This is a genomic window from Streptococcus sanguinis (assembly GCF_050225395.1).
In the GTDB taxonomy this organism is placed as follows: domain Bacteria; phylum Bacillota; class Bacilli; order Lactobacillales; family Streptococcaceae; genus Streptococcus.
This window is the reverse complement of record NZ_CP071431.1, coordinates 16,149-30,399: the sequence shown is the minus strand read 5'-3', so window position 1 is coordinate 30,399 and position 14,251 is coordinate 16,149. Positions and strand designations below refer to the sequence as shown.

Here is a 14,251-nt window from a genome sequence, read left to right as displayed (position 1 = left end):
TTATTCCTCGTTCTTATCTTTTAAAATGCTTCCCCAGTCCCCCAGAGAATCTATAAATTTTTTGGATTTGAGATGGATGCCGACATATTCATCATAGAGCAGGTCGATAAAATCCCGCAGCTGCTTTTTAATATCTGGCTTCAAAGAAATGGTCTCTAATTCGCTAAAGCGGACCGCCTGAAATTGGTCCAGCAGAAAAGGAAGATTGGGATTCAGATGGCATCGCCGTTCATCCTGATGGTAATGATCAGGGCAAAGAACTCCGCTATATTTGAAAGAGAAGTCAAAAGGCAGACCCGTCCGATGACAAAAGGCACAATCATGGAAGTTCAGTGAAACTCCAAAACGTGACAAAATCTGAATCTCAAAGATATTGGTCAGCACTTCATAGTCCAGACCATTATTCATCAGCTCCAGGGTTTTCTGCAGAAAAGCAAAGAGCGCCGGATCCGACTGATTGTCCTGAAGACTGGCATCTGCCAAGGCCGCCACATAACTGGCATAGGCCATGATGAATAAGTCCTCATTGATGCGATGATAGGTGACTACATTCTGATAGTCCTTGATATAGCTAAGACCATCATCATTGATTTTCATCAGCAAGTTCGCCGCAGTCAAAGGCTGAATGACGGGTGCTAGCTTGGATTTACTAGCATGCTTGACGAAAAACATACGCTTACCAGCCTGTTCCGTAAAGATCTTTACCAGCTTATCATCCTCGCGGAAATTGCGGTTATAGAGAACCAGACCTTGACTTGTTAGAGATTTAAGCATAGTCCTCCATGTAGTCCTTGAGGCGTTTCAGGGCTTCTCGAATCGTCTCCATACTAGCCGCATAGGACAGACGGATATAGCCTTCCCCGTATTGACCAAAAGCCGCCCCCGGGATAAAGGCCACGGCCTTCTTCTCCGCAAAATCCTGCAGAAAGGCGAACGAATCTTGATTATAACCATCTGGTATCTTAGCAAAAATATAAAAAGCCCCTTCTGGTTTGATAATCTTAAAGCCTAGCTCAGCCATTTTCTCTATGATATAGTCGCGACGCTGGATATACTCAGCCTTCATTGGCTCCGCATCATCTTTCCCAACTATCAGGGCTTCAATGCCTGCAAACTGAGCCATGGTATTGGCTGCTGTTACGAGATACTGATGGCTCTTAATCAGCTGAGCAGTGAAAACTGCTGGAGCAAAGATAAAGCCCAACCGCCAGCCAGTCATGGCATGAGACTTAGACAAGCCGTTGATGACGATAGTTTGGTCTGGCAGATACTCCGCGATGGAGACATGCCCCTGCTCTGTATAGGTCAGCTCAGAATAGACCTCATCGCAGACCACAAAGACTTGGTATTTTCCTAGGACATCCGCCAGAGCTTTTATCTGCTCCCGCGAATAAGTCACGCCGGTCGGATTGGCTGGATAATTAAGAATGACCGCTTTTAGCTGCTCGCCCTGCTCCAAAATAGCTGCTTCCAGCATCTCTGGAGTGAGGACAAAGTTATTGGCCGTTGTATCAATCTCGACAATCTCCGCCCCTACTAGATTGACAATGGGCTCATAGCCTGGATAAGCAGGAGCTGGCAGCAAGACCTTGTCTCCTTCTTCTAAAATAGCTGTCAGCGTAGCTGACAAGGCCTCTGTCGCCCCAATTGTGACCAAAACCTCATCTTCCGGGCGATAGTGCAGATTGTACTTTTCTTTCACAAAGCTGCTAGCCGCCTGACGCAGCTCCAAGAGACCGCTCATACCAGTGTAGTGACTTTGATTAGCATCAATCGCCACCTTGGCTGCTTCTTTGATATGATCCGGTGTTGTAAAGTCCGGCTCCCCTAAGGTTAGCCGAAGAACTCCCGGAATAGCAGAAATTGATTGGTCAAACTGACGAATCAGCGAAATTTCTATTTTTTCTAAGTTTTTATTAAATTTCTTACTTAAATCCATACATACCTCCAGCCGCTCAATAGAACTATTATACTATAAATGCAGAAGCATAGCAAAAGCTATTACATGATTTCTTATGCAGAAAAAGGACTAAGCTTGCACTTAGTCCCTTTTTTCCTTGCCTTAAAATTCTTTACTGCTAGATAATGGATATAGCCACATCTCATGTGACTGGCCAGTCAACGAGTCGGAGTATAAGTCAATTCCTTGCCATGCTTGGCCAGAAAATCTGGCAGTTCTGAATCAGGAATCTGCCGCAAATAAAGGTTAGAACGAATCGTATCATCTTCCTCACGACAGGTTGAGAGAACCAAATACCGGTCACTCGCCTTAATCTGGATTTTAGGATCCTTAGTACGAGCAGCCTCATAGATATTTCTGAGCTGAGTTGTAAAATCCTCGTCGTCCTTAAACTCCGTCCGATAAAAAGCCGTCTCTTCCGGCACGATGACCAGTCCCATAGCTTGATAATAATACTTACGCTCAGGAGTCTCAATCACGACATATCTATGTTTGTCAAAATAATCCTGACGATCATAGTAGTTGACATCATTAAACATGCGATGATCTCCTGCCTTGCTACCCCGAGCATGCCCGAAAAGCCAAGTCAGACGATCGCTGAAATCTTTATGATTGTCCTTATCCATAAAGACCGCTCCCATATAGGGCTCTTGCTTTCCTTCAAAAGTCTTCAGCAGATAAGTCGCATTATCTTTCGTTTGCACCACTGGCTCATCCAACTGTGTACCAGGAGCATAGACATAGCCTATCGTTTCTGAATTGACAGCCTTCAGTTTAGCAAAACGCTCTGCTAAATATTCCTTTTCTGTCTGACTTGAAGATGCAGATGAGCTTGACGTTTCAATCCTGCTAGGATGCGAAACTCGAAGCTTGCTACCTGATGCTGATGAACGGAAAGAATAAAAAACAGAAAAAATAACCAGAACAATCAGCAGGAGGCAGATGCCAACAACAAGGAGCTGTTTCTTATTCGAAGTTTGACTCCTATCTTTTTCTTGCATAATCTAAAAATCCTTTATTTTTCATTTTTTACAAAAAATATCACCGAACAAAGGCTCAGTGATATTTAGGCGTTAGCACAAATTAAAGACAAAATTATTTGACTGCACTTGTCTTAGGAAGTGACTTTTCTTCAGAATTCTCCTCATTTTCCTTATTCTCTTCTTTTGCTTCCGGAGTTTTTTTTGCTTTATTTTCTGATTTTTTAGCCTTCTTTTTACCTGCTGTTGAAGACGATGCCGCCGAAGATTGAGACGGTACTGGAAAAGTTGGAACTGATGAAGAGGCTGTGGAGTAAGGTGCTGCCGAATAAGCCGGTGTAGATGGATCTGTAGTAGATGGTGCCACTGAAGGCTGATCAGCATTGGCCGACTCTCCCTCACCAATAACAAGAACTTTGTTACCAGCTTGATCCTCCATCACAGCACTTTTGCCAACCGGAGCTTTCTTAGCTTCAGCAACTTGCTGATCCAGAGCTGATTGTGCATCTCTATAGGCCTGCAACTCATCCATAACTTTATTAGATTCTGAGTCCGTACTGCCTTGGGGAACTTCATTATTATCAATGTCATTAACCCAAAGACTGGCTGTACCCTCAGCAAATACTGGTGCAGCAGCCGCGAAAAGTGAAAGGGCCACAGCACTTGAAAGCAAAACCTTTTTCATTATCTCATCTCCTCGTTACTTTTCAAAAATAATTGTAACTCCCCGTTACCTAATATTACCTACTATTAAGTATAGTTCGAACTCTAAAAAAAGTCAAGAATTTTACTACATAAAAATTTTTAAAACCAAATAATACCAAGGGATGAGACAAATTGTAAATTTACCAACTATTTAAATGGTCATTTATTTATATTTGAAACATCAAGTAATTTGAGTTTTCTTTTAAAGTGAATGTTGGACTTTTTTTAAAAAAGATAGTAGGAATAGAATAAAAAAGAGGCCAGAAATTATGTATCCCAGCCATATATCTCAGATTATTTTTTACCTATTTCAAACAAGGGTGACAGCGGCCGTTTTTCATGAATACGGACAATGGCTTCCCCTAAAAGATGCGCAATTGAAATCTGCTCAATCTTATCAATCAAGAGCTCTTGAGGCAGATAAATTGTATCCAGCACAACCAATTTTTTAATCGCCGATTTTTGAATATTATCCATAGCAGGACCAGACAAGACTGGATGAGTGCAGCTAGCATAGACTTCTACAGCCCCTGCTTCAGCGAGAGCGTCAGCTGCATGGCAGATAGTCCCTGCTGTATCAATCATATCATCAATTAAGATACAAGTTTTTCCTTCCACCTTACCAATGATGTTCATAACTTCACTGCTATTCATCTTGTCCACACTGCGACGCTTATCAATAATCGCAATCGGGGTTTTCAGAAACTCTGCTAACTTCCGGGCACGACTCACACCACCATGGTCAGGACTGACTACCACATAGTCTCCTCCTGTCATATTACGGCGCTCAAAGTAATCAGCAATCAAAGGTGCACCCATCAAATGATCCACTGGAATGTCAAAGAAGCCCTGGATTTGCGCCGCGTGCAAATCAATAGTCAGCATCCGATCCACACCAGCAATTTCCAACATATTAGCAACTAATTTAGATGTAATTGGCTCACGAGCTCTAGCCTTGCGATCCTGTCGAGCATAGCCATAGTAAGGCATGACAACATTGATGGATTCAGCGCTAGCCCGTTTCAAAGCATCTACCATAATCAAGATTTCCATCAAATTATCATTGACTGGCGAGCTGGTAGACTGCAAAATAAAGACGTGTTTCCCGCGAATAGATTCTTCAATATTCACTTGAATCTCTCCATCAGAGAACTGACGAACAGTTGATTTTCCAAGTGGCAATCCAATCTCTTGAGCAACACGCTGCGCTAATTCTTGATTAGAAGAAAGAGCAAAGAGTTTTAAATCAGAAAAAGACATGATTCCCTCCAGATTCTAAATCGTCTTTCATTGTCCAATTACAACTTTTCCCAACTACCATTGTAACTTTTTTCAGTTGATTTTTCAATTAAAAATAAAAAACGCCAGAGGCGCTTTTTACTGATTAGTTCGGATAAATATATGAAACTGTACCTTGTGCAGTTGTCGGGTTAAACCATCCACGGTAGTTACCGATTGATTGTTGTCCAAGGTAGTTTGCTTCTGATACTTGGATGCTTGTAGTAGATTGAACAGCTGTTACTACTGCAACGTGTCCGTATCCACCATCAGTCCAACATGCAATCGCTCCAACTTCTGGCTGTGAACCAACACGGAAGCCTGCTGCTGCTGCACTTGCAGACCATTGTCCACCATTACCCCAGTAATCGCCAGCCCAAGGAGCTAATGTCTTAGCACCCCAAGTACATTGACCTACTGGATAAGAAGATGCAGATGAGCTATAAACTGGTCTATTCGCACGGGCAACAGATTGAGTTACTGCAGGTGCAGCTGGAGCCGCTGCTTCTGCTGCTGGAGCTGAATTAACAACTGCTTGAACCTGAGCTTGCAGGGTAGTATTTCCTGAAGCTTCAATTGCTTGGCGTTTTGATTCTTGCTCTGCTTTATAAGCTGCTTCACGAGCCGCTGCTTCTGCTGCTGCTTTTTCTGCTGCTGCTTTTTCTTCAAGAAGAGAATTCTTTTCGTTTTCAGCAGTCGCTTTTTCAGCCGCAAGACTTGCCTGAGCTGCTTTCAATTCAGCTTGTTTTGTTGCCAAAGCTTGCTCATCATCAGCTAACTTCTCTTGGTTAGCAATTACAGTATTGATAGCTTCATTATTCGCAACTTGCTTTTCAGCAATTACTTCTTTATCTTTCTTTTGTTGTTCCAGCATTTTATTATTTGCTGAAACAATTTCGCTCATAGCTGCTACACGAGAAATAGCTTCTGTGATAGAGCTAGAATTCACAACTGTATTGATGTAGCTAGTAGCAGTTCCATTTGTTTGGGTACTGCGAGCTTGATTTGCAAGTGACTCATTACGAGCTACGATGTTTTTAGACAGTTCATCAATCTCAGCAGAAAGTCTTGCAGATTCAGCAGACAATTTTTCATTTTCTGCTTTAAGCTCTTCTTGTTGCTTTTGAATAGCAGATACTTGGCCTTGAATCTCGTTGACTTGTGCCTGAACTGATTGTTGTTGCTCTGTCAAACTATTAATCTTGCTGTCTTGTGCAGCAATCTTTTCATCAGTTGTCTCCGCTTTAACGCTCACAAGTGCAGCTCCTTGTGAAAGGATAACCGTACTCAATAAAATTGATGTGAGTAGTTTTTTCTTCATAAAAATAATACACTCCTTCTTATAAGACATTAACTAGTATACCAGAAAATGCTGTATCATATGTTACGCCTTTATTACATTTTTATTTCTTGTTTATCATAAATACATTTTTTCGAAAATAGGCTGAAAAATGAGGAATATCAGGCCATTGAGAAGGATAGTCGGTACTAAAATGCTAAGAACAAAATCCTGTAAATTCAGACTAGAAAGATTCAAAAATACCGCAAAAGTAAAACTGATTAATTCAAATAAAAATACAAGAATCAAAACAGATAAAAAGCGAGTAAATTTATTTAAAAGCATAGTTGAACTAGACTGACAAACCAAAAGACTTAAAAGAGGAAAAAGAATAAGTGCAATACCGATGGTATGAAAATAGTAAACATCATAAATCAACCCCAAACCGCAAAATAAGAGAATATTGTAGTTTTTAGAGAGGTTAATGGAAACAAAAAGCATGAAAATAAAGATAAAATGACTGACTAAGTGCCATTGTAAAGGCAGAATATTAGCCAGAAAAGTCGAAATCTGTCCGTCGATCAATAAAACAAAAAATAAAATAATAGGAGTCAAAAGATGTTCTTTAATATCTCTCATATCAGTTCCCTACCAACATTACAGCACGGATATCCGACAAATCAGCAGCCGGCTTAACCAGAACAATCTTGTTTAACTGATCCTTAGCCTCAGACACGGAAAGTACCTTACCGACAGGAATATTTTCTGCATTATAAGCACCCAAGCCACTGGTTGCCACCTCATCTCCCTCTTTTATATCTTCAGCACTATTTAACTGACTGATGATATAAGCAGAGTTTTTTGCATCATAACCCGTAATAATCCCATAAACTGGACCAGACTTCGTTTGAATTCTAACAGAAATTTTAGTTGAGTTTTCCTCGTTAGTCAGTAGAGAAACCAAGCTAGACTGACTACTAGTTTCAGAAACACTTCCGACCAGACCACCATTAGCGACTACTAGCATAACATCTGTCACATTATCAGATGTCCCCTTGTCAATAGTCAGCTCATTTTTCCAGGATGCTGGCGTACGGGCAATCACTTCGCTGGCAATTTGTATTTGATTTTTATCAGCCTCTTTAAATTCCAGAAGTTTTCGCAACTGCTCATTCTCATCTTCTAAGGAATCTACCTTCCCAGCCTTTTCCTCAACCTCATAAAGATTTTTCTTGAGCTGCTGATTCTCTCTATAAGTAGACATCAAATCTGACATTTCTTCTTTTTTATCAGCTACAAAAGCAAAAGGAGAGCCAACAAGTCTATCTACCAATGAAATAATATTTGAAGTAGTTGATACAAACCAACTAGAAGAGGTAGATAGGATGAGTATCGTCATTGCAACAACTAATACAAAAAAAGAAATCAAAAACTTAGACTTTTTAAATCGATTCATCAGAAAAACCTCACTAAACAGGACGAGAAAGTATAAGAAAAGGAGATAGCAAATGCTAAACTCCTCATTATACGGAGAATGGGGGATTCGAACCCCCGCGCCGGTTACCCGACCTAACGATTTAGCAAACCGTCCTCTTCAGCCTCTTGAGTAATTCTCCAATATTTAATGGGCACGAGTGGACTCGAACCACCGACCTCACGCTTATCAGGCGTGCGCTCTAACCACCTGAGCTACGCGCCCAAGTTCAAAAAACTTGGTATGAACTTTCGTTCAAAGCGGGTGACGAGAATCGAACTCGCGACAACAGCTTGGAAGGCTGTAGTTTTACCACTAAACTACACCCGCATCACCACTATGATAATGTATGGCGCGAGACGGAATCGAACCGCCGACACATGGAGCTTCAATCCATTGCTCTACCAACTGAGCTACCGAGCCAACTATTGCGGGAGCAGGATTTGAACCTACGACCTTCGGGTTATGAGCCCGACGAGCTACCTAGCTGCTCCATCCCGCGTCAATACTATTCGTCCCTAAGGAGGATGTGGGATTCGAACCCACGCACGCTTTTACACGCCTGACGGTTTTCAAGACCGTTCCCTTCAGCCGGACTTGGGTAATCCTCCAAGATAACACTATGGACCTTGTAGGACTTGAACCTACGACCACTCGGTTATGAGCCGAGAGCTCTAACCAGCTGAGCTAAAGGTCCGACAAGATCATTATAGCGGCGAAGGGGATCGAACCCCCGACCTCCCGGGTATGAACCGGACGCTCTAGCCAGCTGAGCTACACCGCCATCTATCGGGAAGACAGGATTCGAACCTGCGACACCTTGGTCCCAAACCAAGTACTCTACCAAGCTGAGCTACTTCCCGAACTTAAGTTATTACTTAATGCACCCTAGAGGAGTCGAACCTCTAACCGCCTGATTCGTAGTCAGGTACTCTATCCAGTTGAGCTAAGGGTGCTCATCTTCTTCTACTACCTCTTACAAGTCTATGCCGAGGACCGGAATCGAACCGGTACGATCGTTACCAATCGCAGGATTTTAAGTCCTGTGCGTCTGCCAGTTCCGCCACCCCGGCCGCCTCAAGCGAACGACGGGATTCGAACCCGCGACCCCCACCTTGGCAAGGTGATGTTCTACCACTGAACTACGTTCGCATCCTATTTAAAAATGCCGGCTACATGACTTGAACACGCGACCCTCTGATTACAAATCAGATGCTCTACCAACTGAGCTAAGCCGGCTCATTATTATCTTATATGCGGGTTAAGGGACTTGAACCCCCACGCCCTAAAGCGCCAGATCCTAAATCTGGTGCGTCTGCCAATTCCGCCAAACCCGCTCTTATGACCCGTACTGGGCTCGAACCAGTGACCCTTTGATTAAAAGTCAAATGCTCTACCAACTGAGCTAACGAGTCTCTTACTTTTATTGAAATCTTCTCGACTTCAACGGTCCCGACGGGAATCGAACCCGCGATCTTCGCCGTGACAGGGCGACGTGATAACCGCTACACTACGGGACCTATTCTTTTCAGAATATGGGAGTTAACGGGATCGAACCGCTGACCCTCTGCTTGTAAGGCAGATGCTCTCCCAGCTGAGCTAAACTCCCTTCGCTAAGCGACTACCATATCTCACAGGGGGCAACCCCCAACTACTTCCGGCGTTCTAGGGCTTAACTGCTGTGTTCGGCATGGGTACAGGTGTATCTCCTAGGCTATCGTCACTTAACTATTGAATTAACTGCTCTGTCCTCTCAGACAAGCCTTGTCAACTCAAAATTGAATACAATATCAAATCTAACATTTCTCTAAACCATTCGCTGCACTCTGATGAATTTCTTATTCTAGGATAAGTCCTCGAGCGATTAGTATTAGTCCGCTCCATGTGTCACCACACTTCCACTTCTAACCTATCAACCTGATCTTCTCTCAGGGCTCTTACTAACTTGCGTTATGGGAAATCTCATCTTGAGGTGGGTTTCACACTTAGATGCTTTCAGCGTTTATCCCTTCCCTACATAGCTACCCAGCGATGCTCTTGGCAGAACAACTGGTACACCAGCGGTAAGTCCACTCTGGTCCTCTCGTACTAGGAGCAGATCCTCTCAAATTTCCTACGCCCGCGACGGATAGGGACCGAACTGTCTCACGACGTTCTGAACCCAGCTCGCGTGCCGCTTTAATGGGCGAACAGCCCAACCCTTGGGACCGACTACAGCCCCAGGATGCGACGAGCCGACATCGAGGTGCCAAACCTCCCCGTCGATGTGAACTCTTGGGGGAGATAAGCCTGTTATCCCCAGGGTAGCTTTTATCCGTTGAGCGATGGCCCTTCCATGCGGAACCACCGGATCACTAAGCCCGACTTTCGTCCCTGCTCGAGTTGTAGCTCTCGCAGTCAAGCTCCCTTATACCTTTACACTCTGCGACTGATTTCCAACCAGTCTGAGGGAACCTTTGGGCGCCTCCGTTACCTTTTAGGAGGCGACCGCCCCAGTCAAACTGCCCGTCAGACACTGTCTCCGTAGATGATAAACCTACCGGGTTAGAGTGGCCATAACACAAGGGTAGTATCCCAACAACGCCTCCATCGAAACTGGCGTCCCGATTTCATAGGCTCCTACCTATCCTGTACATGTGGCACAGACACTCAATATCAAACTGCAGTAAAGCTCCATGGGGTCTTTCCGTCCTGTCGCGGGTAACCTGCATCTTCACAGGTACTAAAATTTCACCGAGTCTCTCGTTGAGACAGTGCCCAAATCATTACGCCTTTCGTGCGGGTCGGAACTTACCCGACAAGGAATTTCGCTACCTTAGGACCGTTATAGTTACGGCCGCCGTTTACTGGGGCTTCAATTCATACCTTCGCGTTACCGCTAAGCACTCCTCTTAACCTTCCAGCACCGGGCAGGCGTCACCCCCTATACATCATCTTACGATTTAGCAGAGAGCTGTGTTTTTGATAAACAGTTGCTTGGGCCTATTCACTGCGGCTGACAAAAGTCAGCACCCCTTCTCCCGAAGTTACGGGGTCATTTTGCCGAGTTCCTTAACGAGAGTTCTCTCGCTCACCTGAGGCTACTCGCCTCGACTACCTGTGTCGGTTTGCGGTACGGGTAGAGTATGATACAACGCTAGAAGCTTTTCTTGGCAGTGTGACATCACTCACTCGCTACTAAACTTCGCTCCCCATCACAGCTCAACGTTACAGGTATAAGCATTTGACTCATACCACGCCTCACTGCTTAGACGTACATCCATTCGTACGCACGAGTTAGCCTACTGCGTCCCTCCATCACTTCATACTCTAGTACAGGAATCTCAACCTGTTGGCCATCGGATACACCTTTCGGTCTCTCCTTAGGTCCCGACTAACCCAGGGCGGACGAGCCTTCCCCTGGAAACCTTAGTCTTACGGTGGACAGGATTCTCACCTGTCTTGCGCTACTCATACCGGCATTCTCACTTCTATGCGTTCCAGCGCTCCTCACGGTACACCTTCTCCACACATAGAACGCTCTCCTACCATACCTATAAAAGGTATCCACAGCTTCGGTAAATTGTTTTAGCCCCGGTACATTTTCGGCGCAGGGTCACTCGACTAGTGAGCTATTACGCACTCTTTGAATGAATAGCTGCTTCTAAGCTAACATCCTAGTTGTCTGTGCAACCCCACATCCTTTTCCACTTAACAATTATTTTGGGACCTTAGCTGGTGGTCTGGGCTGTTTCCCTTTCGACTACGGATCTTAGCACTCGCAGTCTGACTGCCGACCATAATTCATTGGCATTCGGAGTTTATCTGAGATTGGTAATCCGGGATGGACCCCTCACCCAAACAGTGCTCTACCTCCAAGAATCTTCATGTCGACGCTAGCCCTAAAGCTATTTCGGAGAGAACCAGCTATCTCCAAGTTCGTTTGGAATTTCTCCGCTACCCACAAGTCATCCAAGCACTTTTCAACGTGCCCTGGTTCGGTCCTCCAGTGCGTTTTACCGCACCTTCAACCTGCTCATGGGTAGGTCACATGGTTTCGGGTCTACATCATGATACTAAAGCGCCCTATTCAGACTCGGTTTCCCTACGGCTCCGTCTCTTCAACTTAACCTCGCATCATAACGTAACTCGCCGGTTCATTCTACAAAAGGCACGCTCTCACCCATTAACGGGCTCGAACTTGTTGTAGGCACACGGTTTCAGGTTCTATTTCACTCCCCTCCCGGGGTGCTTTTCACCTTTCCCTCACGGTACTGGTTCACTATCGGTCACTAGGGAGTATTTAGGGTTGGGAGATGGTCCTCCCAGATTCCGACGGGATTTCACGTGTCCCGCCGTACTCAGGATACTGCTAGGTACAGAATCTATTTAAAATACGAGGCTCTTACTCTCTTTGGCTGACTTTCCCAAGTCATTCTTCTATAAATTCTGAGTCCACATTGCAGTCCTACAACCCCGAAGAGTAAACTCTTCGGTTTGCCCTCCTGCCTCTTCGCTCGCCGCTACTAAGGCAATCGCTTTTGCTTTCTCTTCCTGCAGCTACTTAGATGTTTCAGTTCACTGCGTCTTCCTCCTCATTCCCTTAACAGAAATGGGTAACAGGCATCAACCTGTTGGGTTCCCCCATTCGGACATCCCCGGATCAAGTGCTTACTTACAGCTCCCCGAGGCATTTCGTCGTTTGTCACGTCCTTCATCGGCTCCTAGTGCCAAGGCATCCACCGTGCGCCCTTACTAACTTAACCTTATTTTTGACCTTTCAGTCTTAAACTCATTAATATTCACAGCGTTTTCGGTTTATTTTCTTGTTACTATTTGATATCGGTATTCAATTTTCAATGGACAAGTTCTTTATCTAGTCAAACTAGATAATGGAGCCTAGCGGGATCGAACCGCTGACCTCCTGCGTGCAAAGCAGGCGCTCTCCCAGCTGAGCTAAGGCCCCACATAGCCCTCTCAAAACTAAACAAGACTCAAGTGCATTCCGTGTGTCCTTACGGACTCCTTAGAAAGGAGGTGATCCAGCCGCACCTTCCGATACGGCTACCTTGTTACGACTTCACCCCAATCATCTATCCCACCTTAGGCGGCTGGCTCCTTACGGTTACCTCACCGACTTCGGGTGTTACAAACTCTCGTGGTGTGACGGGCGGTGTGTACAAGGCCCGGGAACGTATTCACCGCGGCGTGCTGATCCGCGATTACTAGCGATTCCGACTTCATGTAGGCGAGTTGCAGCCTACAATCCGAACTGAGACTGGCTTTCAGAGATTAGCTTGCCGTCACCGGCTTGCGACTCGTTGTACCAGCCATTGTAGCACGTGTGTAGCCCAGGTCATAAGGGGCATGATGATTTGACGTCATCCCCACCTTCCTCCGGTTTATTACCGGCAGTCTCGCTAGAGTGCCCAACTGAATGATGGCAACTAACAATAGGGGTTGCGCTCGTTGCGGGACTTAACCCAACATCTCACGACACGAGCTGACGACAACCATGCACCACCTGTCACCGATGTACCGAAGTAAAACTCTATCTCTAGAGCGGGCATCGGGATGTCAAGACCTGGTAAGGTTCTTCGCGTTGCTTCGAATTAAACCACATGCTCCACCGCTTGTGCGGGCCCCCGTCAATTCCTTTGAGTTTCAACCTTGCGGTCGTACTCCCCAGGCGGAGTGCTTAATGCGTTAGCTGCGGCACTAAGCCCCGGAAAGGGCCTAACACCTAGCACTCATCGTTTACGGCGTGGACTACCAGGGTATCTAATCCTGTTTGCTCCCCACGCTTTCGAGCCTCAGCGTCAGTTACAGACCAGAGAGCCGCTTTCGCCACCGGTGTTCCTCCATATATCTACGCATTTCACCGCTACACATGGAATTCCACTCTCCCCTTCTGCACTCAAGTTAAACAGTTTCCAAAGCATACTATGGTTAAGCCACAGCCTTTAACTTCAGACTTATCTAACCGCCTGCGCTCGCTTTACGCCCAATAAATCCGGACAACGCTCGGGACCTACGTATTACCGCGGCTGCTGGCACGTAGTTAGCCGTCCCTTTCTGGTAAGATACCGTCACAGTGTGAACTTTCCACTCTCACACCCGTTCTTCTCTTACAACAGAGCTTTACGATCCGAAAACCTTCTTCACTCACGCGGCGTTGCTCGGTCAGGGTTCCCCCCATTGCCGAAGATTCCCTACTGCTGCCTCCCGTAGGAGTCTGGGCCGTGTCTCAGTCCCAGTGTGGCCGATCACCCTCTCAGGTCGGCTATGTATCGTCGCCTTGGTGAGCCGTTACCTCACCAACTAGCTAATACAACGCAGGTCCATCTGGTAGTGATGCAATTGCATCTTTCAATTAATTATCATGCGATAATTAATATCATGCGGTATTAGCTATCGTTTCCAATAGTTATCCCCCGCTACCAGGCAGGTTACCTACGCGTTACTCACCCGTTCGCAACTCATCCAAGAAGAGCAAGCTCCTCTCTTCAGCGTTCTACTTGCATGTATTAGGCACGCCGCCAGCGTTCGTCCTGAGCCAGGATCAAACTCTCATTAAAAAGTTTGAGTTCGCACTC

8 protein-coding genes, 18 tRNA genes and 3 rRNA genes are annotated in these 14,251 nt (G+C 45.4%); all 29 read right to left on the bottom strand.

Annotated elements, in window-relative coordinates:
- The gene (gene recO / locus J1C81_RS00230) at positions 1-774 is read right to left on the bottom strand and encodes a DNA repair protein RecO (RefSeq protein ID WP_002916808.1); all 774 of its coding nucleotides are present in this window, start codon (positions 772-774) and stop codon (positions 1-3) included.
- The gene (locus J1C81_RS00225; protein ID WP_002916810.1) at positions 767-1,939 is read right to left on the bottom strand and encodes a pyridoxal phosphate-dependent aminotransferase; all 1,173 of its coding nucleotides are present in this window, start codon (positions 1,937-1,939) and stop codon (positions 767-769) included. The genes recO and J1C81_RS00225 overlap by 8 nt, the downstream gene beginning before the upstream one ends.
- Positions 1,940-2,118: 179 nt before the next feature.
- A complete protein-coding gene (gene srtB / locus J1C81_RS00220; RefSeq protein WP_002916811.1) occupies positions 2,119-2,961 on the bottom strand; it encodes a class B sortase, LPKTxAVK-specific in 843 nt (280 codons plus the stop codon).
- A 94-nt stretch (positions 2,962-3,055) separates the two neighbouring features.
- Positions 3,056-3,625, bottom strand: a complete 570-nt coding sequence (locus J1C81_RS00215; RefSeq protein WP_002916812.1) for an LPKTxAVK-anchored surface protein — start codon at positions 3,623-3,625, stop codon at positions 3,056-3,058.
- Positions 3,626-3,939: 314 nt separating this feature from the next.
- Positions 3,940-4,905 carry a ribose-phosphate diphosphokinase gene (locus tag J1C81_RS00210; protein WP_002916813.1) on the bottom strand — a complete coding sequence of 322 codons (966 nt, stop codon included), beginning with the start codon at positions 4,903-4,905 and terminating at the stop codon, positions 3,940-3,942.
- Between the two features lie 124 nt (positions 4,906-5,029).
- Positions 5,030-6,244: a peptidoglycan hydrolase PcsB gene (pcsB, locus tag J1C81_RS00205; protein ID WP_032909965.1), complete on the bottom strand. Its 1,215-nt coding sequence runs from the start codon at positions 6,242-6,244 to the stop codon at positions 5,030-5,032.
- A 96-nt stretch (positions 6,245-6,340) separates the two neighbouring features.
- Positions 6,341-6,841, bottom strand: coding sequence for a rod shape-determining protein MreD (gene mreD / locus J1C81_RS00200; protein WP_002916819.1), 501 nt, complete (start codon positions 6,839-6,841; stop codon positions 6,341-6,343).
- A 1-nt stretch (position 6,842) separates the two neighbouring features.
- The gene (gene mreC / locus J1C81_RS00195) at positions 6,843-7,658 is read right to left on the bottom strand and encodes a rod shape-determining protein MreC (protein ID WP_002916820.1); all 816 of its coding nucleotides are present in this window, start codon (positions 7,656-7,658) and stop codon (positions 6,843-6,845) included.
- A gap of 72 nt (positions 7,659-7,730) precedes the next feature.
- Positions 7,731-7,818: transfer RNA gene (locus J1C81_RS00190), tRNA-Ser, on the bottom strand.
- A gap of 9 nt (positions 7,819-7,827) precedes the next feature.
- Positions 7,828-7,901, bottom strand: a tRNA-Ile gene (locus J1C81_RS00185).
- A 34-nt stretch (positions 7,902-7,935) separates the two neighbouring features.
- A tRNA-Gly gene (locus J1C81_RS00180) sits at positions 7,936-8,006 on the bottom strand.
- 20 nt (positions 8,007-8,026) lie between these two features.
- A tRNA-Phe gene (locus tag J1C81_RS00175) sits at positions 8,027-8,099 on the bottom strand.
- A 5-nt stretch (positions 8,100-8,104) separates the two neighbouring features.
- Positions 8,105-8,178 (bottom strand) — tRNA-Met (locus J1C81_RS00170).
- Between the two features lie 19 nt (positions 8,179-8,197).
- A tRNA-Ser gene (locus tag J1C81_RS00165) sits at positions 8,198-8,287 on the bottom strand.
- A gap of 12 nt (positions 8,288-8,299) precedes the next feature.
- A tRNA-Ile gene (locus tag J1C81_RS00160) sits at positions 8,300-8,373 on the bottom strand.
- 13 nt (positions 8,374-8,386) lie between these two features.
- A tRNA-Met gene (locus tag J1C81_RS00155) sits at positions 8,387-8,460 on the bottom strand.
- A 5-nt stretch (positions 8,461-8,465) separates the two neighbouring features.
- Positions 8,466-8,539 (bottom strand) — tRNA-Pro (locus J1C81_RS00150).
- A gap of 19 nt (positions 8,540-8,558) precedes the next feature.
- A tRNA-Arg gene (locus J1C81_RS00145) sits at positions 8,559-8,632 on the bottom strand.
- 31 nt (positions 8,633-8,663) lie between these two features.
- Positions 8,664-8,749: transfer RNA gene (locus tag J1C81_RS00140), tRNA-Leu, on the bottom strand.
- Positions 8,750-8,756: 7 nt separating this feature from the next.
- Positions 8,757-8,828: transfer RNA gene (locus J1C81_RS00135), tRNA-Gly, on the bottom strand.
- A gap of 14 nt (positions 8,829-8,842) precedes the next feature.
- A tRNA-Thr gene (locus tag J1C81_RS00130) sits at positions 8,843-8,915 on the bottom strand.
- A 16-nt stretch (positions 8,916-8,931) separates the two neighbouring features.
- A tRNA-Leu gene (locus J1C81_RS00125) sits at positions 8,932-9,013 on the bottom strand.
- Between the two features lie 5 nt (positions 9,014-9,018).
- Positions 9,019-9,091 (bottom strand) — tRNA-Lys (locus tag J1C81_RS00120).
- Between the two features lie 32 nt (positions 9,092-9,123).
- Positions 9,124-9,196, bottom strand: a tRNA-Asp gene (locus J1C81_RS00115).
- 16 nt (positions 9,197-9,212) lie between these two features.
- Positions 9,213-9,285: transfer RNA gene (locus J1C81_RS00110), tRNA-Val, on the bottom strand.
- A 3-nt stretch (positions 9,286-9,288) separates the two neighbouring features.
- Positions 9,289-9,404 (bottom strand): 5S ribosomal RNA (gene rrf, locus J1C81_RS00105).
- A 116-nt stretch (positions 9,405-9,520) separates the two neighbouring features.
- Positions 9,521-12,421: ribosomal RNA gene (locus J1C81_RS00100) — 23S ribosomal RNA — on the bottom strand.
- Between the two features lie 127 nt (positions 12,422-12,548).
- Positions 12,549-12,621 (bottom strand) — tRNA-Ala (locus J1C81_RS00095).
- 64 nt (positions 12,622-12,685) lie between these two features.
- Positions 12,686-14,233, bottom strand: a 16S ribosomal RNA gene (locus J1C81_RS00090).
- Together the 16S, 23S and 5S rRNA genes with 18 tRNA genes alongside form the textbook arrangement of a ribosomal RNA operon.
- Positions 14,234-14,251: the final 18 nt, after the last annotated feature.